The following is a 21139-nucleotide window of genomic DNA, read 5'->3' as shown; positions in this document are numbered from 1 at the left end:
GTGCAGGAGCGGGCGGTGCGGACTCAGGCCTTGAGCAGGTGCTTCCAGGCGCGGTTCTGCTCGATGGCGCGAGCCTGTTCGATGCGGGCCTCCAGCAGTTCGCCCTTGTCTTCCTCCAGCAGCGGCAGTTCGGCCAGCTCGTGAAGCTTGTTCAGCTCGCCGTACAGACGGTCCAGCTGTGGCAGGTCGAGTACCTGGCGGGCGTGGTGCAGCCAAGTTTGCACGGTCTCGATGCGCGGCAGCTGCTCGGCCAGGTCCTCCGGACGCTGTACATACAGCGGCAGCTTCAGGGCGCGGGCTTCCTCGCCCAGCAAGTGCTGCAGCCAGCTGGCCAGCTGCGCCTTGCCCTGGCGCTCGCCACGGCCCTTGCGCTCGACGGTCCAGGTGCGGGCGGTCAGCCAGCGTGCGGTCTCCAGGGAGAACTGGCCCCAGCGCGGGTCTTCCAGCTCTTCAGCGAACTGCTCGGGCGCGGCGCGGCGGATGTCTTCGTCATCGTTGCCGGCCAGTACCAGCGGGCGCCAGTCTTCCAGCAGCGCATCGAGGCTGGCGCGCAAGGCTCGGGTGGTCGGGCGCGGTGCCGCCTGGCCGAGGCTGGCGGTGATGGCGCGCAGTTCGGCCAGGCAGCGGACCCAGTCCTGCAGCAGGCGCCAGTGGCCATTGTGGCGATACTGCTCGGCCAGGCGCTGGCTGCTGCCCAGCAGTTGCCAGGCCAGGGCGGCGTAGGCGTCGTCCAGCGGCATCTCGGCGTGCAGCTCGGTCGCGGGCAGGCCCAGCTCGTAGCTGTCCGGATCGAGCAGGCGGTAGCCCCGCTCGGCCTTGCTGATGTCGCATGGCATCAGGGCGAGGCTGGCGGACAGCTCGGCGGCCAGTTCCAACAGCGCCTCCGGGGCACCTTCACGCAGCTCCAGTTCCAGCTCGCAGATCTCTTCCTTGCGCTTGCCGGCGATCACGAAGCCCTGGTCGATGGCCGCTTCGATCACCACCTTGGCCTTGCCGCGGCCCCAGGCGATTTCAGCGTACTCGCGGGTGAAATCGGTGGTGAACAGCGGTTTGATGGCCTTCTTGTCCAGCCCTGCCAGTTGCTCGGGCCAGCAGGTGCCATCGAGTTTCTTCAGGTCGAGCTTGACCTTGTCCAGGTGCCATTCGAACTCGTTGCGCTCGGACAGGCCGGCCACGCTCTGGCCGCGGCACTTGAGGGTCTGGATGATGACCTCGCCATCGCGGCGCAGGCGCAGGGCGACACGGGCGGCGGACAGGTCGCGCTCCGGGGTGTCGAAGTACTGGTTGAGCAGTTCGCGGGTCTGCCAGCCGGACTTGTTGCGCTTTTTCAGCAGCGGGTGCTCGCGCAGGGCGGCAAGGGTCTCGCGACTGGCGCGGAGTTTGAGTTCGGTTTCTTTGTGCATCGCGGGCTCGGAAGGAGGGGCATCGTGGTGTGCAGTCTACAGGAGTCGGGTGGTGCCTGCCGGTCCGTGAAGGGGCGTATGGGGTTGTCCTGCCAGGCGACCGCGTTGTTATGATGCCTCTCACGCTTCCGAGGAGTCCGCGCATGCCGTTGCCATCGCTGAAAGACCAGTTTGCCGCCCTGATCGCCGCACCTTCGGTCAGTTGCACCCAGGCTGCGCTGGACCAGTCCAACCGAGCCGTCATCGACCTGCTGGCCGGCTGGTTGGGTGACCTTGGTTTCACGTGCGAGATCCAACAGGTCAGCCCTGGCAAGTTCAACTTGCTGGCAAGCCGCGGCACCGGCCCGGGCGGCCTGGTGCTGGCCGGGCACAGCGACACGGTGCCCTTCGACCCGCAACTGTGGAGCAGCGACCCGCTCAAGCTCACTGAGGTCGATGGCCGCTGGGTAGGCCTGGGCAGCTGCGACATGAAGGGCTTCTTCGCCCTGGTCATCGAGGCGGTGATCCCGCTGCTCGAGCACGATTTCAAACAGCCGCTGCTGATCCTCGCCACCTGCGACGAAGAAAGCTCCATGTCCGGCGCCCGGGCCTTGGCCGAGGCCGGCCAGCCCCTCGGGCGGGCGGCGGTGATCGGCGAGCCCACCGGGCTCAAGCCGATCCGCATGCACAAGGGCATCCTCATGGACCGCATCGACATTCTGGGGCGCAGTGGCCATTCGTCGGATCCGACCCTGGGTCGCAGCGCCCTGGAAGCGATGCATGCGGTGATGGGCGAGCTGATGACGCTGCGCCGCAGCTGGCAGGAGCAGTACCGCAACCCACAGTTCACGGTGCCTGCGCCGACCCTGAACTTTGGCTGTATCCATGGCGGCGACAATCCCAACCGCATCTGTGGCCAGTGTGCCCTGGAGTTCGACCTGCGGCCATTGCCGGGCATGGATGTTGAGCAGCTGCGCTCAGCGATCCGCGGCAAGCTGGCACCGTTGGCCGAACGCCATGAAGTGCGCATCGATTACGCGCCACTGTTCCCCGAGGTGCCACCTTTCGAACAGGCCGCCGACAGCGAGCTGGTGCGCCTGGCCGAGCGTCTGACCGGCCATCGCGCCGAAGCGGTGGCCTTTGGCACCGAAGCGCCTTATCTTCAGCAGCTCGGTTGCCAGACCATCGTGCTGGGCCCCGGTGACATCGCTTGTGCCCACCAGCCAGGGGAATACCTTGAAATGTCACGCATCGAGCCTACCGTGCGTCTATTGCGTGATCTGATCCGGCACTATTGCCTGAACCATTGATCCTTCCTGAGCAGAGGAGACCGCGCGTGACCGCAAGCCTGTTCCGACGATGACTTTCGAACGTTGTGCGCCTTTTCGTTCTCCGTTCACTTATCCACAGGCCTTGTCATGCCCGATTACGTCAACTGGTTGCGCCATGCTTCCCCCTACATCAACGCCCACCGCGACTGCACCTTCGTGGTCATGCTCCCCGGTGATGGCGTCGAGCACCCGAACTTCGGCAACATTGTCCACGACCTTGTGCTGCTGCACAGCCTGGGCGTGCGCCTGGTGCTGGTACACGGCTCACGTCCGCAGATCGAAAGCCGCCTGGCCAGCCGTGGCCTGACCCCGCACTACCACCATGGCATGCGCATCACCGACGCGGCGACACTGGACTGCGTGATCGACGCCGTCGGTGCCCTGCGCCTGGCCATCGAAGCACGCCTGTCGATGGACATGGCGGCCTCGCCGATGCAGGGCTCGCGCCTGCGCGTGGCCTCCGGCAACCTGGTCACCGCACGGCCGATCGGCGTGCTTGAAGGGGTCGACTATCACCATACCGGTGAAGTGCGCCGGGTCGACCGCAAGGGCATCAATCGCCTGCTCGATGAGCGTTCCATCGTGTTGCTGTCGCCGCTGGGCTACTCGCCGACCGGCGAGATCTTCAACCTGGCCTGCGAGGATGTGGCCACCCGCGCCGCCATCGAGCTGGGGGCCGACAAGCTGCTGCTGTTCGGGGCCGAGCCGGGCTTGCTGGATGAGCGTGGGCAATTGGTGCGCGAGCTACGCCCGCAACAGATTGCGCCGCACCTGCAGCGACTGGGCAGCGACTACCAGGCCGAGCTGCTGGATGCCGCTGCCGAAGCCTGCAAGGGCGGTGTGGCGCGCAGTCACATCGTCAGTTACGCCGAGGACGGTGCGCTGCTGACCGAGCTGTTCACCCGCGGGGGCGGTGGCACGCTGGTGTCCCAGGAGCAGTTCGAAGTGGTACGCGAGGCGACCATCGAGGATGTCGGCGGCCTGCTGGAACTGATCAGCCCGTTGGAAGAACAGGGTATCCTGGTGCGCCGTTCGCGGGAGGTGCTGGAGCGGGAGATCGAGCAGTTCAGCGTGGTCGAGCGCGAGGGCATGATCATCGCCTGCGCGGCGCTCTATCCGATCGCCGATTCCGAGGCGGGGGAGCTGGCGTGCCTTGCAGTGAACCCGGAGTACCGGCATGGCGGGCGTGGCGATGAGCTGCTCGAGCGTATCGAGGAGCGGGCGCGCACGCTGGGCCTCAACACCTTGTTCGTGCTGACGACCCGGACCGCACACTGGTTCCGTGAGCGCGGCTTCTCGCCCAGTGGCGTGGAACGGCTGCCGGCGGCGCGGGCATCGCTGTACAACTACCAGCGTAATTCGAAGATCTTCGAGAAACCGCTCTGATGCCATCGCGGGTCAAGCCCGCTCCCACGGTGTACCCGGGCTGGCACACGTGGGAGCGGGCTTGACCCGCGATGCGATGGCAAAGAAAAACGCCGCCCCTGAGGGCGGCGTTTTCGTTTACACGGTGTGCAGATACCAGTTGTACTCGAGGTCGGAGATCGAGTGCTCGAACTCCTCCAGCTCGCTTTCCTTGCACGCGACGAAGATGTCGATGTACTTCGGATCGATGTACTTGTTGAGGATCTCGCTGTCGTCCAGCTCGCGCAGTGCATCGCGCAGGTTGTTCGGCAGGCTCTGTTCCAGCTGCTCGTACGAGTTGCCTTCGATCGGCTCGCCCGGTTCGACCTTGTTGGTCAGGCCGTGGTGCACGCCGGCCAGTACCGCAGCCATCATCAGGTACGGGTTGGCGTCGGCGCCGGCCACGCGATGTTCGATGCGCACGGCATCCGGCGAGCCGGTCGGCACGCGCAGCGCCACGGTACGATTGTCCAGGCCCCAGCTCGGTGCGTTCGGCACGTAGAACTGCGCGCCGAAACGGCGGTACGAGTTGACGTTCGGGCAGAGGAACGCCATCGAGGCGGGCAGGGTCTCGAGCACACCGCCGACAGCGTGACGTAGCGCGGCGTTCTGCTCGGGATCCTCGCTGGTGAAGATGTTGTTGCCATCTTTGTCCAGCACGGAGATGTGTACATGCAGGCCGTTGCCTGCCTGGCCCGGGTAGGGCTTGGCCATGAAGGTGGTGTCCATTTCATGGTCGTAGGCGATGTTCTTGATCAGGCGCTTGAGCAGCACCGCATAGTCACAGGCCTTGAGCGGGTCGGCGACATGGTGCAGGTTGACTTCGAACTGCGCCGGGGCGCTTTCCTTGACGATGGCGTCGGCCGGGATGCCTTGTTCCTTCGCGCCTTCGAGGATGTCCTGCAGGCAATCGGCGTATTCGTCGAGGTCGTCGATCAGGTACACCTGGGTCGACTGCGGGCGCTTGCCCGAAATCGGCGAGCGTGGCGGCTGCGGGCGGCCGTTCACGTTCTCCTGGTCGATCAGGTAGAACTCCAGCTCGAACGCGGCGCAGATGGTCAGGCCCAGGTCGGTGAACTTGCTCACCACCTGGCGTAGCACTTCACGCGGGTCGGCAAAGAACGGCTCGCCTTCGATCTCGTGCATGGTCATCAGCAGCTGCGCGGTCGGGCGCTTCTGCCAAGGCTCGTTGCAGAGAGTGTCGGGGATTGGGTAGCAGATCCGGTCGGCATCGCCGATGTCCAGGCCCAGGCCTGTGCTTTCGACGGTCGAACCGTTGATATCCAGGGCGAAGAGGGAGGCCGGCAGGTTGATGCCTTTCTCGTAAACCTTGTGGAGGCTGGTGCGCTCTATGCGCTTGCCGCGCACCACACCATTCATATCTGCAATCAGAAGGTCAACGTAGAGAACCTCAGGATGTTCCTTAAGGAACGCGTTCGCTTCGTTAAGCTGAACGGCACGCGGGGGTACCGACATGATGCAACACCTTTGTTGTTAAAAATATCAATCAAGGGGGGCTTGCAACCCCAGTCAATCGGAAAGACCAGGTTAAGTCAAGCCAGCACCCTGATGCCCTTAAATGGCACATCTACGGCAGATTTGCTGCATCTCGGGGCGTGCCATTATCCGCTATTTTCGTCTTGAAGGGTTATCCCGAGCGGGGCGTGTTTTATTTTTTACGGGGGAGTTGTGTAAAAAAATGAACGAGGCTAAGCTCGGCATCAACCCAGAACACAATAATACGAGGGTCACATGGTCCGCCTGTCGAGACCTGTCAGCGCCGCATGCACGGTGCGTTCAGGTACATCTCCCGGTTGCCGTCCGGTCACTGCACGCCTGCTTCGAAGGGGTGCCGCGCTGGCCGCAATAATTGACGGTTCGCTTGAAAAAGCCATGCCTCGTAACGCTTTAGCGCAACACCTCCTTTCCTTCTGCCCTTCGCTTTCTGTCCGGGCGCGCGCCCATGGCGTGTATCCATTGTCGTCCTGCGCGAGGGTTTTTGCTTTAGCCATGCACAGCATCCAGAATCAAGGCGCGGGCCTGTCCAGGCCCCTCGGCGCGCTGCGCGCCGACTTTGTCCGACGCCTGGCGTCAGTGGCCGCCGGTTGCCGCCAACCGCGCCACATTACCTCCTGAGGTATTTATGAGTAACAACCTCGACCAGCTCACCGATTGGTTGAAAGAGCACAAGATCACCGAAGTGGAGTGCCTGATCAGCGACCTGACCGGCATCACCCGCGGCAAGATCTCGCCGACCAACAAATTCATCGCCGAAAAGGGCATGCGCCTGCCCGAGAGCGTGCTGCTGCAGACCGTGACCGGCGATTACGTCGACGATGACATCTATTACGAACTGCTCGACCCGGCCGACATCGACATGATCTGCCGCCCCGACGAGAACGCGGTGTTTCTCGTGCCATGGGCCATCGAGCCGACCGCCCAGGTGATCCACGACACCTACGACAAGAAGGGCAACCCGGTCGAACTGTCGCCGCGCAATGTGCTGAAGAAGGTCCTGAAACTCTACGCCGACAAGGGCTGGCAGCCGATCGTCGCGCCCGAGATGGAGTTCTACCTGACCAAGCGTAGCGAAGATCCCGACTTTCCGCTGCAGCCGCCGGTGGGTCGTTCCGGTCGCCCGGAAACGGGGCGGCAGTCGTTCTCCATCGAGGCGGCCAACGAGTTCGACCCGCTGTTCGAGGACGTCTACGACTGGTGTGAGCTGCAGCAGCTGGACCTCGACACGCTGATCCATGAGGACGGCACGGCGCAGATGGAAATCAACTTCCGTCACGGCGACGCGCTGCACCTGGCCGACCAGATCCTGGTGTTCAAGCGCACCATGCGCGAGGCGGCGCTCAAGCACAACGTGGCCGCCACCTTCATGGCCAAGCCGATGACCGGCGAGCCGGGCAGCGCCATGCACCTGCACCAGAGCGTGGTCGATGCCGTCACCGGCAAGAACATCTTCTCCAACGCCGACGGCAGCATGAGCGAGCTGTTCCTCAATCACATCGGCGGCCTGCAGAAGTTCATCCCCGAGGCCCTGCCGCTGTTCGCCCCCAACGTCAACTCGTTCCGCCGCTTCCTGCCGGACACCTCCGCGCCGGTAAACGTCGAGTGGGGCGAAGAGAACCGCACCGTCGGCTTGCGCGTACCGGATGCCGGGCCGCAGAACCGCCGGGTCGAGAACCGCCTGCCGGGCGCCGACGCCAACCCGTACCTGGCCATCGCCGCCAGCCTGCTGTGTGGCTATATCGGCATGGTCGAAGGCATCGAGGCTAGCGCGCCAGTCCAGGGTCGTGGCTACGAGCGCCGAAACCTGCGCCTGCCGCTGACCATCGAGGACGCCCTCGAGCGCATGGAAATCAGCCGCGCGCTGGAGCAGTACCTGGGCAAGAAATTCATCACCGGCTACGTCGCCACCAAGCGTGCCGAGCACGAGAACTTCAAGCGCGTCATCAGCTCCTGGGAGCGAGAGTTCCTGCTGTTTGCTGTGTGATCAACCCTGAGGCCGCCAGGGCGCGGCCACCGGACCATGGAGAAGCACATGAGCGTCAACAACCCGCAAACCCGTGAATGGCAAACCCTGAGCGGCGAGCACCACCTTGCACCTTTCAGCGACTACAAACAGCTGAAGGAAAAGGGGCCGCGCATCATCACCAAGGCGCAGGGTGTGCATTTGTGGGACAGCGAGGGGCACAAGATCCTCGACGGCATGGCCGGCCTGTGGTGCGTGGCGGTCGGCTATGGCCGCGAAGAGCTGGTGCAGGCGGCAGAAAAACAGATGCGCGAACTGCCGTACTACAACCTGTTCTTCCAGACCGCCCACCCGCCGGCGCTGGAGCTGGCCAAGGCGATCACCGACGTGGCGCCCAAGGGCATGACCCATGTGTTCTTCACCGGCTCCGGTTCCGAGGGCAACGACACCGTGCTGCGCATGGTTCGCCACTACTGGGCGCTGAAGGGCAAGCCGCACAAGCAGACCATCATCGGCCGCATCAACGGCTACCACGGCTCCACATTTGCGGGTGCGTGCCTGGGTGGCATGAGTGGCATGCACGAGCAGGGCGGCCTGCCGATCCCGGGCATCGTGCATATCCCGCAACCGTACTGGTTCGGTGAGGGGGGCGACATGACCCCGGACGAATTCGGCGTGTGGGCGGCCGAGCAGCTGGAGAAGAAGATTCTCGAAGTCGGCGAGGACAACGTCGCCGCCTTCATCGCCGAGCCGATCCAGGGTGCGGGCGGGGTGATCATTCCGCCTGAGACCTACTGGCCGAAGATCAAGGAGATCCTCGCCAAGTACGACATCCTGTTCGTCGCCGACGAAGTGATCTGCGGTTTCGGCCGTACCGGCGAGTGGTTCGGCTCCGACTACTACGACCTTGCACCCGACCTGATGACCATCGCCAAGGGCCTGACCTCCGGTTACATCCCCATGGGCGGTGTGATCGTGCGTGACAAAGTGGCCAAGGTGATCAGCGAAGGTGGTGACTTCAACCACGGCTTCACCTACTCCGGCCACCCTGTGGCGGCAGCGGTGGGCCTGGAAAACCTGCGCATCCTGCGCGACGAGAAGATTGTCGAGCGTGCCCGCAACGAAACGGCACCGTATTTGCAAAAACGACTGCGTGAGCTGCAGGACCACCCACTGGTGGGCGAGGTGCGCGGCCTGGGCCTGCTCGGCGCGATCGAGTTGGTCAAGGACAAGGCCACCCGTAGCCGCTATGAGGGCAGGGGCGTCGGCATGATCTGCCGCACCCATTGCTTCGAGAACGGCCTGGTGATGCGCGCGGTGGGCGACACCATGATCATTGCGCCGCCGCTGGTGATCAGCCGCGAAGAGATCGACGAACTGGTGGAAAAGGCGCGCAAGTGCCTGGATCTGACCTACGAGGCGGTCAAATGACAGTCTGCTAGGCTGGCGAGGTGACATTAATGTCGTTGCAAGGCCCTGCTTCTGTTGAAACAGCGCCTTGTAACTTGCCAGACTAACGGCTGTTTAGTCGCCCAACGCGCGTCCCGTGGTACCTGGCTGCTGAACAGATGGCTTGATAATAAATTCTGGAGCATTACGCATGAAGAAATTGGGCAAGACGCTGCTGGCCGCCGCCCTGATGGGTGCCATGGCCACCGCTGTTCAGGCTGACGACAAGGTGCTGCACGTCTACAACTGGTCGGACTATATCGCCCCGGACACCGTGGCCAACTTCGAGAAAGAGACCGGCATCAAGGTCGTCTACGACGTCTTCGACAGCAACGAGACCCTTGAAGCCAAGCTGCTGGCGGGCAAGTCGGGTTACGACATCGTCGTGCCGTCCAACAACTTCCTGGCCAAGCAGATCAAGGCCGGCGTCTACCAGGAGCTGGACCGCTCCAAGCTGCCGAGCTGGAAAAACCTCGACCCGGCCCTGCTCAAGGCGGTCGGCGATGCCAGCGACCCGGGCAACAAGTTCGCCTTCCCCTACATGTGGGGCTCCATCGGCATCGGCTACAACCCGGAGAAGGTCAAGGCCGCGCTGGGCATCGACAAGATCGACTCGTGGGACGTGGTGTTCAAGCCAGAGAACATCGCCAAGCTCAAGAGCTGCGGCGTGAGTTTCCTCGATGCGCCGACAGAGATGATCCCGGCCGCGCTGCACTACCTGGGCAAACCGAGCGACAGCACCAAGAAGGAAGACCTGAAGGCGGCCGAGGACCTGTTCCTGAAAATCCGCCCTTCGATCACCTACTTCCACTCTTCCAAGTACATCTCGGACCTGGCCAACGGCAACATCTGCGTGGCCGTGGGTTACTCGGGTGACCTGGAGCAGTCCAAGGCCCGTGCCCACGAGGCCGGCGACAAGGTCAAGCTGAGCTATGTCATTCCGAAGGAAGGTGCCGGCACCTTCTACGACATGGTCGCGATTCCGAAAGATGCCGAGAACGTCGACGCCGCCTACAAGTTCATGGAATACCTGCTACAGCCTAAAGTCATGGCCGGTATTACCAACGCCGTGCGTTTCCCGAACGGTAACAAGGCAGCCACCGAGTTCGTGGACAAGGACATTACCAGCGATCCGGCGATCTACCCTTCCGAGGAAGTGAAAGCGCAGCTCTACGCGATCAAGGCGCCAGATAAGACCGCCCAGCGCGAGATCACCCGCAGCTGGACCAAGATCAAGTCGGGCAAGTAAGCCCGATGCGGCAACCTCTGGGCCGGGCTTTTCCGGCCCAGAGGCCAGTAAAGGCAAATAAGTTTGCGGCATCCACGCCGTGAAGGTAAGTTGCGCGCCGGTTTTGCGTGTGCGGCCGAGGTTTACTGCCCGCAAAGGCACTGATTGTGAGGACCACCCACTTGTCTATTTCTGTTTTTCGCCAGGCCTTGATGGCCGGAGCGGGTCTGACGCTGGCTTGCAGCGTCCAAGCGGCGCCCACGGTGCACATCTACAACTGGTCCGACTATGTCGGCCCCACCACGCTCGCCGATTTCCAGAAGGAAACCGGGATCGAGCCCAAATACGACGTCTTCGACAGTAACGAGACGCTGGAAGGCAAGCTGCTGGCCGGGCGCACCGGCTATGACGTGGTCGTGCCGTCCAACCATTTCCTCGGCAAGCAGATCAAGGCGGGCGCGTTCCAGAAGCTCGACCGCGACCTGCTGCCCAACTATGCGAACCTCGACCCGGCGCTGATGAAGCGCCTGGAGAAGAACGATCCGGGCAACCAGTACGCCGTCCCCTACCTGTGGGGCACCAATGGCATCGGCTACAACGTCGAGAAGGTCAAGGCGGCGCTGGGCACCGACAAGATCGATTCCTGGGCGGTGCTGTTCGAGCCTGAGAACATGAAGAAACTCAGCAAGTGCGGCGTGGCCTTCCTCGACTCCGCCGACGAGATGCTGCCGGCGGTGCTCAACTACATGGGCCGCGACCCCAACAGCAGCAACCCCAAGGACTACGCCGATGCAGAGAAGAAACTGCTGGCCGTGCGTCCCTACGTGACTTACTTCCATTCTTCGAAATACATCACCGATCTCGCCAACGGCGATATCTGCGTGGCCGCCGGTTTCTCCGGCGACGTGTTCCAGGCCAAGGCCCGCGCTGAAGAGGCGAAGAAGGGCGTGAAGCTGGCCTACGCCATCCCCAAGGAAGGCGGCAACCTCTGGTTCGATGTGCTGGCGATTCCCAAGGACGCCAGCAACGTCAAGGAGGCCCATGCCTTCATCAACTATTTGCTGAAACCTGAGGTTATCGCCCAGGTCAGTGATTACGTCGGTTACGCCAACCCGAACCCCAAGGCTGGCGACCTGATGGACCAGGCCGTGAGGACTGACGCCGCGGTTTACCCACCGCAGGAAGTGCTGGACAAGATGTTCGTCAACGCCGAGTTGCCACCCAAGGTGCAACGTTTGATGACCCGCAGCTGGACCAAGGTCAAGTCGGGCAAGTAACAATCCAGGCCCGCCAGCGCAGCGGCGGGCACACAAATCTTGTTGGGAGTTTCACTCATGGCAGTTGCCTCCGGTGCCTATAAGAAAGCCCTCGAGGGTGGCCAGCAACCCAAGCAGGTGCTGGTCAAGATCGACCGGGTCACGAAAAAGTTCGACGAAACGGTAGCCGTGGACGATGTGTCCCTGGAAATCCGCAAGGGCGAGATCTTCGCCCTGCTGGGCGGCTCCGGTTCCGGCAAGTCCACCTTGCTGCGCATGCTGGCCGGTTTCGAGCGTCCGACCGAAGGGCGGATCTTCCTCGATGGCGTCGACATCACCGACATGCCGCCCTACGAGCGGCCGATCAACATGATGTTCCAGTCCTACGCGCTGTTCCCGCACATGACCGTGGCGCAGAACATCGCCTTCGGCCTGCAGCAGGACAAGATGCCCAAGGCCGAGATCGACGCCCGCGTGGCCGAGATGCTCAAGCTGGTGCACATGACCCAGTACGCCAAGCGCAAGCCGCACCAGCTCTCCGGTGGCCAGCGCCAGCGCGTGGCTTTGGCACGCTCGCTGGCCAAGCGCCCCAAGTTGCTGCTGCTCGATGAGCCGATGGGCGCGCTGGACAAGAAACTGCGCTCGCAGATGCAACTGGAGCTGGTGGAGATCATCGAGCGCGTGGGCGTGACCTGCGTGATGGTGACCCACGACCAGGAAGAGGCCATGACCATGGCCCAGCGCATCGCCATCATGCACCTGGGCTGGATCGCCCAGATCGGCAGCCCGATCGATATCTATGAAACCCCGACCAGCCGCCTGGTCTGCGAGTTCATCGGCAACGTCAACCTGTTTGAAGGCGAAGTGGTCGACGATGCCGAAGGCCATGCGGTCATCGCCAGCCCGGAGCTGGAGCGCAAGATCTACGTCGGCCACGGTGTCACCACTTCGGTCGAGGACAAGCACATCACCTACGCCCTGCGGCCGGAAAAGCTGCTGGTCACCACCGAGCAGCCTACCTGCGAGCACAACTGGTCGCGCGGCAAGGTCCACGACATCGCCTACCTCGGCGGCCACTCGGTCTTCTACGTCGAGCTGCCCAGCGGCAAGATCGTCCAGTCGTTCGTCGCCAACGCCGAGCGCCAGGGCACCCGCCCGACCTGGGACGACGAAGTCTACGTGTGGTGGGAAGACGACAGCGGCGTGGTACTGCGGTCATGAAAATCCGCAAGCTCAAGCGAGCATTCCAGCGCCTTGTCCCGGAGGGGCGGCACCTGGTGATCGGCGTGCCGTTCATCTGGCTGTTCCTGTTCTTCATGCTGCCGTTCTTCATTGTCCTGAAGATCAGCTTTGCCGAAGCCGATGTGGCCATCCCGCCGTACACCGAGATCTACACCTACCTGGAAGGCAAGGTCCAGCTGGTGCTGAACCTGGCCAACTATGGCCTGCTGACCGAGGACGAGCTGTACATCGCGGCCTACCTCGGCTCGCTCAAGGTGGCCTTCTTCAGTACCTTGCTCTGCCTGCTGATCGGCTACCCGATGGCCTATGCCATCTCCAAGGCCAGGAAAGAGTCGCAGACCGTCCTGCTGCTGCTGATCATGATGCCGACCTGGACTGCGATCCTGATCCGCGTCTACGCCTGGATGGGCATTCTCAGCAACAACGGCCTGCTCAACAGCTTCCTGCTGTGGCTGGGGCTGATCGACCAACCGCTGCAGATCCTCAACACCAACCTGGCGGTGTATATCGGCGTGGTCTATTCGTACCTGCCGTTCATGATCCTGCCGCTGTACGCCAACCTGGTGAAGCACGACGAAAGCCTGCTGGAAGCTGCATCCGACCTTGGCTCGAGCACCTTCAACAGCTTCTGGAAGATCACCGTGCCGCTGTCGAAGAACGGCATCATCGCCGGCTGCATGCTGGTGTTCATTCCGGTGGTCGGCGAGTTCGTGATTCCTGAACTGCTCGGCGGCCCGGAAACCCTGATGATCGGTAAAGTGCTGTGGCAAGAGTTCTTCAATAACCGTGACTGGCCGGTGGCATCCGCGCTGGCGGTAGTGATGCTGGCGATCCTGATCGTACCGATCCTGCTGTTCAACCGCAGCCAGGCCAAAGAGATGGAGGGCCGCGCATGAAACGCTTCAGTTTCTCCAAGCTGATGCTGGTGCTCGGCTTGCTGTTCATCTACCTGCCGATGCTGATCCTGGTGATCTACTCGTTCAACGCCTCCAAGCTGGTAACGGTATGGGGCGGCTGGTCGGTGAAGTGGTACGTCGGCCTGCTCGACAATACCCAGCTGATGGGTTCGGTGATGCGCTCGCTGGAGATCGCCTGCTACACGGCGGTCGCCGCGGTGGCGCTGGGCACCCTGGCGGCCTTCGTGCTGACCCGGGTCACCCGCTTCAAGGGCCGCACCCTGTTCGGTGGCCTGGTCACCGCGCCACTGGTGATGCCCGAGGTGATCACCGGTCTGTCGCTGTTGCTGCTGTTCGTGGCCATGGCGCAGATGATCGGTTGGCCGCAGGAGCGCGGCATCGTCACCATCTGGATCGCCCACACCACGTTCTGTGCAGCCTACGTGGCGGTGGTGGTGTCGGCGCGCCTGCGCGAGTTGGACCTGTCCATCGAGGAGGCGGCCATGGACCTGGGCGCCAAGCCGTGGAAGGTGTTCTTCCTGATCACCATCCCGATGATCGCACCGTCGCTGGCGGCGGGCGGCATGATGTCGTTCGCCCTGTCGCTGGATGACCTGGTGCTGGCCAGCTTCGTCTCCGGCCCTGGCTCGACCACCCTGCCGATGGAAGTGTTCTCGGCCGTGCGCCTGGGCGTGAAGCCGGAGATCAACGCTGTGGCCAGCCTGATCCTGCTGTCGGTGTCGCTGGTGACTTTCATGGTCTGGTACTTCAGCCGCCAGGCCGAGGAGCGTCGTCGTCGGGCGATCCAGCAGGCCATCGAAGAGGGCGCCGCGGCGAACGTCTCGCAGCCGCAGGTACGTCGTCCGGCCCAGGCCGCCGCGCAGGCCTGAGCCAACGCATCGCGGGGCAAGTCGCATCGGCGGTGTGCCGATGCGCCTTGCCCCGCGGTCTTTTCAGCCCTGGTCCGGCCAGTTCCAGGCCGGTTCATCCAGCATGCCTTGCCCGACGATACCGGTCTGCCCCAAGGTCTTCTCCAGGTGGATCGAGTTACAGTCGGCATCCTCTTCCAGGGCCGCCACCAGCCTCGGCGCGTGCGACACCACCCATACCTGACATTCGCGCGCCGTGCGGCGGATCAGGCGCGCCAGCGCCGGCAACAAGTCCGGGTGCAGGCTGGTCTCCGGCTCGTTGAGCACCATCATGCTCGGTGGGCGCGGCGTGAGCAGGGCAGCCACCAGCAACAGGTAGCGCAAGGTCCCGTCGGACAGCTCGGCAGCGCTCAGCGGCCGCAACAGCCCGGCCTGGTGGAAACGCAGGGCGAACAGACCGCCGGGCTGGGCGTCGACCGCAAGCCGGGCGCCGGGAAACGCGTCGCTCACTGCATCCTGCAGGGCCTGCAGGTCGCCGATCTCGTCGATGGTCTGCAGGGCGGCGGCGAGGTCGCGGCCATCGTGATGCAGCACCGGCGTGCGCGTCCCCAGCCGCGATTGTCGGGCGGGCGCCTCGGCATCGGTACGGAAATGGTCGTAGAAGCGCCAGCTGCGGATCTGCTCGCGCAGATGCGGCACCTCGGGGGAGCCCTGGAGACTGCCGACCTGGTCGAACAGGCTGTCGAATTCGGTCATGTGCTGGTGCAGCACCTGCCATTGGCGCCCGTCGCGGGCCTTGACCATCCCCGCATGGCGCTGCACCAGTTGGCTGGCGGGTCGGCACAGGGGGCCGGCCCAGATCGTCTCCTGCTTGATCTGCGGGTCCAGAGCGAACTTCGACCGGCTGGGTTCGGGCAGACCGAGGCTGATCGCGTATCCGAAGTCTTCGCCGGCAAAGCCCATTTTCAGGCGCCGGGCTTGCTGGCGTGGCCCGCCTTCCACTGGCACCTCGCCGTTGAGCATGCGCCGGGTGAGCTTCTCGGGGCCTGCCCAGAAGGTCGATTCCAGCCCGCCCTCGGCAGCCAGCGCGTTGACCACGCCGCCGCGCGCGGTCTCGGCCAGCAGGCGCAAGGCCTTGTACAGGTTGGACTTGCCACTGCCATTGGCACCGGTAATCACGTTCAGCCGGCCCAGCGGCAGCACCAGCTGGTTGATCGAGCGGTAGTTGGCAATGGCCAGGGTGGTGAGCATAGGCGGCATCCTTGAGCGGTCGGAACGCAGTATCGCCGATACGGCCTCGCTTTGTTGAACCCTGGCCGATGCCGTTTGTCGATCCCTGATCTACGCTTTCAAACGCATCCCTTTCACCTGAGAGAAGCAAGGAGCCTGCATGACGCTAGAGCGTGTGCCGCTGGTCGTTTGCCTAGGGTTGCTGTCCCTGCTTTCAGGATGTGGCAAGGAGGAGGTCGGCCAGGTGCTGCCCAGGGTCGCGGTGCAGCAGGTGCAGCCCACCGACTTTGCCGCCCGGGTCACCCTGACCGGTGACGTGCAGGCGCGGGTGCAGACCGACTTGTCGTTCCGCGTGGGCGGCAAGATCATTGCGCGCAGCGTCGATGTCGGTGACCACGTGAAGGCCAATCAGGTACTGGCGCGCCTGGACCCCAAGGACCTGCAGAACAACGTCGATTCGGCCAAGGCCGAGGTGTTCGCCGAACAGGCCCGGGTTACCCAGACCAGCGCCGCGTTCGTGCGCCAGCAGAAACTCTTGCCCAAGGGCTACACCAGCCAGAGCGAGTACGACTCCGCTGAAGCCGCGTTGCGCAGCAGCCAGAGCGCGCTCAAGGCCGCCCAGGCGCAACTGGCCAACGCCAACGAGCAATTGAGCTACACGGCATTGGTGTCCGAGGCCGACGGCGTGATCACTGCGCGCCAGGCCGAAGTCGGCCAAGTGGTGCAGGCGACCATGCCGATCTTCAGCCTGGCGGTCGATGGCGACCGTGACGCGGTGTTCAATGTCTATGAATCGCTGCTGGTGGCACCCAGCGGTGACAAGGGCGTGACGGTCAGCCTGATCGACAACCCCGCCATCACCGCCCAAGGCCACGTGCGCGAGATCACCCCGACGGTCTCTGCGCAAAGCGGCACGGTGCAGGTCAAGGTGGCCCTGCGCGATGTGCCCAAGGGCATGGCCCTGGGGGCACCGGTAACGGCGTCGGCCAGTGCCCATGGCAAACCGAGCGTCGAGCTGCCCTGGTCAGTCCTGACCAAGGCGTTGAACGAGCCCGCCGTGTGGGTGGTCGGTGAGGGTGACAAGGCGCAACTGCGCAAGGTCCAGGTGGCGCGCTACCTGACCGGAAAAGTGGTGATCAGCGCGGGTCTGGAGGCCGGTGAGATAGTGGTGGTCAGTGGTGGCCAGCTGTTGAACCCAGGTATTCAGGTCGAGAAGATCGATGCCAGAAACGGGGGAGTCGCGCCATGAGGCCGTTGCTGCCGATAGTGTCTGCCTGCCTGTTGCTGGTTGCCTGTGGTGGCGAGGAAGTCCAGCCCGAACCCGTGCGACCGGTGTTGTCGACCGTGGTCGAACCCCAGGTGCAAGCGCAGCTTGGGCGCTTTGCCGGCAATATCCAGGCGCGCTTCGAGAGCACCTTGGGCTTCCGCGTGTCTGGCCGTATCGCCCGGCGCTGGCTGGATGTCGGGGCCCAGGTCAAGCCCGGCGATACCTTGGCTACCCTCGATCCGACCGACCAGCAGAACCAGCTGCGTGCCGCCGAAGGCGACCTTGCGCGGGTGCAGGCGCAGTGGATCAATGCCCAGGCCGATGCCCGTCGCCAGCAACAACTGTATGACCGCGGCGTCGGCGCCCAAGCCCAGCTGGACATCGCCCAGACCAACCTGAAGACTACCGGCGCGTCGCTGGCGCAGGCGCGTTCGGCAGTCAGCCAGGCCCGCGACCAGCTCGACTACAGCACCCTGCGTAGCGACCATGCCGCGGTGATCACGGCCTGGCAGGCCGAGGCCGGGCAGACTGTCAGCGCCGGCCAGGCCGTAGTCACCCTGGCGCGCCCGGACGTGAAGGAAGCGGTGATCGACCTGCCGATAGCCTTGGCCGAACAACTGAGCCGCGACCTCACCTTCACCGTCGCCTCGCAGCTCGACACCAGCATCAACACTACTGCCACCTTGCGCGAGCTGGAGCCCCAGGCAGATGCCACCACCCGTACCCGCCGCGCCCGCCTTACCCTGGCCAGCACCCCGGAGGCTTTCCACCTGGGGACCGCTATCAGCGTCACCCTGACCTCGGCGCTGACGCCGCGCAGCCAGTTGCCGCGTTCCGCGTTGCTCGAGCGCGATGGCAAGACCCAGGTCTGGGTGGTCGACCCGCAGGGCAAGACCGTGGCCACCCGTGACGTCACCCTGGCGGAGCGTGGCCCTGACAGCATCATCCTGTCCTCCGGTGTGCAACCCGGCGAGCGCGTCGTCACCGCCGGCGTGAACAGCCTCAAGCCTGGCCAGAAGGTCATCTTCGACGAGGACGCACGATGAAAGGAAGCTTCAACCTCTCCGAATGGGCGCTCAAGCACCAGTCCTTCGTCTGGTACCTGATGTTCGTCGGCCTGCTGATGGGGATTTTTTCCTACTTCAACCTGGGTCGAGAGGAGGATCCGTCCTTCACCATCAAGACCATGGTGATCCAGACCCGCTGGCCCGGCGCGACCCAGGACGAGACGCTGTACCAGATCACCGACCGGATCGAAAAGAAACTCGAGGAGCTCGATTCGCTCGACTACGTGAAAAGTTATACCCGCCCCGGTGAATCGACGGTCTACGTGTACCTGCGCGACACCACCAAGGCCAAGGACATTCCGGACATCTGGTACCAGGTGCGCAAGAAGATCCAGGACATCCGCGGCCAGTTCCCCCAGGGCGTACAGGGCCCGGGCTTCAACGACGAGTTCGGCGACGTGTTCGGCTCGATCTACGCTTTCACCTCCGATGGCCTGAACCTGCGTCAGCTGCGCGACTATGTGGAGCAGGCCCGTGCGGAGGTGCGCGAGGTGCACAACATCGGCAAGATCGAGCTGATCGGCACCCAGGACGAAGTGCTCTACCTGAACTTCTCCACCCGCAAGCTGGCAGCCCTGGGCATCGACCAGCGGCAGGTCATGGAGGCGCTGAAATCGCAGAACGCGGTGACCCCGGCGGGGGTGATCGAAGCCGGCCCCGAGCGGATTTCGGTGCGCACCACCGGGCAGTTCGCCTCGGAGAAGGACCTGGAGACGGTCAACCTGCGCATCAACGACCGCTTCTTCCGCCTGGCCGATATCGCCGACATCGAGCGCGGCTATGTCGACCCGCCGTCGCCGATCTTCCGCTACAACGGCCAGCCGGCCATCGGCCTGGCCATCGGCATGAAGGCCGGCGGCAACATCGAGGTGTTTGGCGCTGCGCTGAAAAAGAAGATGGACAGCATCGTCAGCGAACTGCCGGTCGGGGTCGGCGTGCACACCGTGTCCGACCAGGCGGTAGTGGTCAAGCAGGCAGTTGGCGGCTTCACCAGTGCCTTGTTCGAAGCCGTGGTGATCGTGCTGGTGGTGAGCTTCGTCAGCCTGGGCGTGCGTGCCGGGCTGGTGGTGGCCTGCTCGATCCCGCTGGTGCTGGCCATGGTGTTCGTGTTCATGGAGTACAGCGATATCACCATGCAGCGGATCTCGCTGGGTGCGCTGATCATTGCCCTGGGCCTGCTGGTGGATGACGCGATGATCACCGTGGAGGTGATGGTCACGCGCCTGGAAATGGGCGAGACGAAAGAGCAGGCGGCGACTTTCGCCTACACCTCGACGGCCTTCCCCATGCTTACCGGCACCCTGGTGACCGTGGCCGGTTTCGTGCCGATCGGCCTCAATGCCAGCTCGGCCGGTGAATACACCTATACCTTGTTCGCGGTGATCGCCGTGGCGCTGCTGGTGTCGTGGGTGGTGGCAGTGTTCTTCGCCCCGGTGCTGGGGGTGCATATCCTCAGCAGCGAAAAGCTCAAGCCCCACGAGGCCGAACCCGGGCGAGTGGGCCGGGCATTCGAACATGGCCTGCTGTGGTGCATGCGCCACCGCTGGGTGACGGTGATCGGCACCATCGTGCTGTTCGCACTGTCGGTGGTGGGCATGCGCTTCGTGCAGAACCAGTTCTTCCCATCCTCGGACCGCCCGGAGATCCTGGTCGATCTCGACCTGCCGCAGAACGCCTCGATCGAGGAAACGCGCAAGGTGGTGGATCGCCTGGAGGCGAAGATCAAGGACGACCCCGACCTGGTGCGCTGGAGCACTTACATCGGCCAGGGCGCGATCCGCTTCTACCTGCCCCTCGACCAGCAACTGCAGAATCCCTATTACGCCCAGCTGGTGATCGTCAGCAAGGGCTTCGAAGAGCGCCAAGACATGATCGAGCGCCTGCAGAAACTGCTGCGCGAGGACTTCGTCGGCATCGGCAGCAACGTGCAGTCGCTGGAGATGGGCCCGCCGGTGGGCCGGCCGATCCAGTACCGGGTCAGCGGCAAGGACATCGACCAGGTGCGCCGCTATGCCATCGAACTGGCCACGGTGCTCGACGGCAACGAACATATTGGCGACATGATGTACGACTGGAACGAGCCCGGTAAGGTGCTGCGCATCGAGATCGCCCAGGACAAGGCACGCCAGCTGGGGCTGTCGTCCGAAGACGTGGCCAATGTGATGAACAGCATCGTCAGTGGTGTGCCGGTTACCCAGGTCAACGACAACATCTACTTGATCGACGTCATCGCACGCGCCGAGGACAGCGAGCGGGGCTCGCCCGACACCCTGCAGAACCTGCAGATCGTAAGCCCCAGCGGTGTGTCGATTCCCCTGCTGGCGTTCGCCACCGTGCGCTACGAGCTGGAGCAGCCATTGGTGTGGCGGCGCGACCGCAAGCCGACCATCACCATCAAGGCCTCGGTGGTCGGCGATATCCAGCCGACCAACCTGGTGGCGCAGCTCAAGCCGAAGATCGACGAGTTCGCCGGCAAGCTGCCGCCCGGCTACGGCGTGGCCACCGGCGGTACGGTGGAGGAGAGCGGCAAGGCCCAGGGGCCGATCGCCGACGTTATTCCGCTGATGCTGTTCCTCATGGCGACCTTCCTGATGATCCAGCTGCACAGCGTGCAGAAGCTGTTCCTGGTGGTCAGCGTCGCGCCGCTGGGTCTGATCGGCGTGGTCCTGGCCCTGGTACCCACGGGCACGCCCATGGGCTTCGTGGCGATCCTCGGCATCCTCGCCCTGGCCGGGATCATCATCCGCAACTCGGTGATCCTGGTGACCCAGATCGACGAATTCGAGGAGCAGGGCTACACCCCCTGGGACGCGGTGGTGGAGGCGACCAACCACCGCCGCCGGCCGATCCTGCTGACGGCGGCGGCGGCGAGCCTGGGCATGATCCCGATTGCCCGGGAAGTGTTCTGGGGGCCGATGGCCTACGCCATGATCGGCGGCATCATCAGCGCAACGCTGCTGACGCTATTGTTCCTGCCGGCGCTGTACGTGGCCTGGTACAAGATCCGCGAGCCGGAAAAGACTTCCTGAGAACCACG

The 21139-nt window shown here is 63.8% G+C and carries 15 protein-coding genes; 12 read left to right on the top strand and 3 right to left on the bottom strand.

Going from position 1 to position 21139, the window contains the following annotated elements:
- Nucleotides 1–23 precede the first annotated feature (23 nt).
- The gene (locus tag ACQ4OD_RS16080) at nucleotides 24–1403 is read right to left on the bottom strand and encodes an inorganic triphosphatase (protein WP_198755003.1); all 1380 of its coding nucleotides are present in this window, start codon (nucleotides 1401–1403) and stop codon (nucleotides 24–26) included.
- 143 nt (nucleotides 1404–1546) lie between these two features.
- Here ACQ4OD_RS16080 and argE point away from each other — a divergent pair, with 143 nt between their 5' ends.
- On the top strand, nucleotides 1547–2692 hold the full coding sequence (argE, locus tag ACQ4OD_RS16075; protein WP_430944568.1) for an acetylornithine deacetylase: 1146 nt from the start codon (nucleotides 1547–1549) through the stop codon (nucleotides 2690–2692).
- 108 nt (nucleotides 2693–2800) lie between these two features.
- The gene (gene argA, locus ACQ4OD_RS16070; RefSeq protein WP_102685077.1) at nucleotides 2801–4099 is read left to right on the top strand and encodes an amino-acid N-acetyltransferase; all 1299 of its coding nucleotides are present in this window, start codon (nucleotides 2801–2803) and stop codon (nucleotides 4097–4099) included.
- 117 nt (nucleotides 4100–4216) lie between these two features.
- Here argA and ACQ4OD_RS16065 read toward each other — a convergent pair whose 3' ends face one another.
- Nucleotides 4217–5593, bottom strand: coding sequence for a glutamine synthetase family protein (locus ACQ4OD_RS16065; protein WP_038707015.1), 1377 nt, complete (start codon nucleotides 5591–5593; stop codon nucleotides 4217–4219).
- Nucleotides 5594–6260: 667 nt separating this feature from the next.
- On the opposite strand from ACQ4OD_RS16065, the gene ACQ4OD_RS16060 reads away from it, so the two are divergent.
- The 7 genes from ACQ4OD_RS16060 to ACQ4OD_RS16030 all read left to right on the top strand — a co-directional run bounded on the left by ACQ4OD_RS16060 (nucleotide 6261) and on the right by ACQ4OD_RS16030 (nucleotide 14559).
- Nucleotides 6261–7619 (top strand): glutamine synthetase family protein, encoded by a 1359-nt coding sequence (locus ACQ4OD_RS16060; protein WP_038707014.1) that lies wholly within the window; start codon nucleotides 6261–6263, stop codon nucleotides 7617–7619.
- A gap of 48 nt (nucleotides 7620–7667) precedes the next feature.
- Nucleotides 7668–9029: an aspartate aminotransferase family protein gene (locus tag ACQ4OD_RS16055; protein WP_198755004.1), complete on the top strand. Its 1362-nt coding sequence runs from the start codon at nucleotides 7668–7670 to the stop codon at nucleotides 9027–9029.
- Nucleotides 9030–9198: 169 nt separating this feature from the next.
- Entirely contained in the window at nucleotides 9199–10296 is a 1098-nt protein-coding gene (locus ACQ4OD_RS16050; protein WP_139674374.1) for a polyamine ABC transporter substrate-binding protein, read from the top strand.
- A 161-nt stretch (nucleotides 10297–10457) separates the two neighbouring features.
- Entirely contained in the window at nucleotides 10458–11552 is a 1095-nt protein-coding gene (locus ACQ4OD_RS16045) for a polyamine ABC transporter substrate-binding protein (protein ID WP_046853739.1), read from the top strand.
- A gap of 57 nt (nucleotides 11553–11609) precedes the next feature.
- Nucleotides 11610–12752 (top strand): polyamine ABC transporter ATP-binding protein, encoded by a 1143-nt coding sequence (gene potA, locus ACQ4OD_RS16040; protein ID WP_046853740.1) that lies wholly within the window; start codon nucleotides 11610–11612, stop codon nucleotides 12750–12752.
- On the top strand, nucleotides 12749–13669 hold the full coding sequence (locus ACQ4OD_RS16035; protein ID WP_023630467.1) for an ABC transporter permease subunit: 921 nt from the start codon (nucleotides 12749–12751) through the stop codon (nucleotides 13667–13669). Before potA ends, ACQ4OD_RS16035 begins: the two co-directional genes overlap by 4 nt.
- Nucleotides 13666–14559: an ABC transporter permease subunit gene (locus ACQ4OD_RS16030; RefSeq protein WP_038707013.1), complete on the top strand. Its 894-nt coding sequence runs from the start codon at nucleotides 13666–13668 to the stop codon at nucleotides 14557–14559. Before ACQ4OD_RS16035 ends, ACQ4OD_RS16030 begins: the two co-directional genes overlap by 4 nt.
- A 63-nt stretch (nucleotides 14560–14622) precedes the next feature.
- Here the strand turns inward: ACQ4OD_RS16030 and ACQ4OD_RS16025 are convergent, their stop codons facing one another.
- On the bottom strand, nucleotides 14623–15789 hold the full coding sequence (locus tag ACQ4OD_RS16025; protein WP_110697190.1) for an AAA family ATPase: 1167 nt from the start codon (nucleotides 15787–15789) through the stop codon (nucleotides 14623–14625).
- A 139-nt stretch (nucleotides 15790–15928) separates the two neighbouring features.
- Here ACQ4OD_RS16025 and ACQ4OD_RS16020 point away from each other — a divergent pair, with 139 nt between their 5' ends.
- From ACQ4OD_RS16020 to ACQ4OD_RS16010, 3 genes are read left to right on the top strand one after another with little or no spacing between them, the layout of a single operon-like run.
- Nucleotides 15929–17017, top strand: coding sequence for an efflux RND transporter periplasmic adaptor subunit (locus tag ACQ4OD_RS16020; protein WP_430944567.1), 1089 nt, complete (start codon nucleotides 15929–15931; stop codon nucleotides 17015–17017).
- Complete coding sequence (locus ACQ4OD_RS16015) at nucleotides 17014–18081, top strand: efflux RND transporter periplasmic adaptor subunit (protein ID WP_111531973.1); 1068 nt, start codon at nucleotides 17014–17016, stop codon at nucleotides 18079–18081. The genes ACQ4OD_RS16020 and ACQ4OD_RS16015 overlap by 4 nt, the downstream gene beginning before the upstream one ends.
- Entirely contained in the window at nucleotides 18078–21131 is a 3054-nt protein-coding gene (locus tag ACQ4OD_RS16010; RefSeq protein ID WP_430944566.1) for an efflux RND transporter permease subunit, read from the top strand. Before ACQ4OD_RS16015 ends, ACQ4OD_RS16010 begins: the two co-directional genes overlap by 4 nt.
- The last annotated feature ends 8 nt before the right edge of the window (nucleotides 21132–21139 follow it).

It is taken from the genome of Pseudomonas sp. WC1, from assembly GCF_050586565.1.
Taxonomy (GTDB): domain Bacteria; phylum Pseudomonadota; class Gammaproteobacteria; order Pseudomonadales; family Pseudomonadaceae; genus Aquipseudomonas.
The sequence above is the reverse complement of the archived record's forward strand: the minus strand, read 5'-3'. Positions and strand labels throughout refer to the sequence as shown.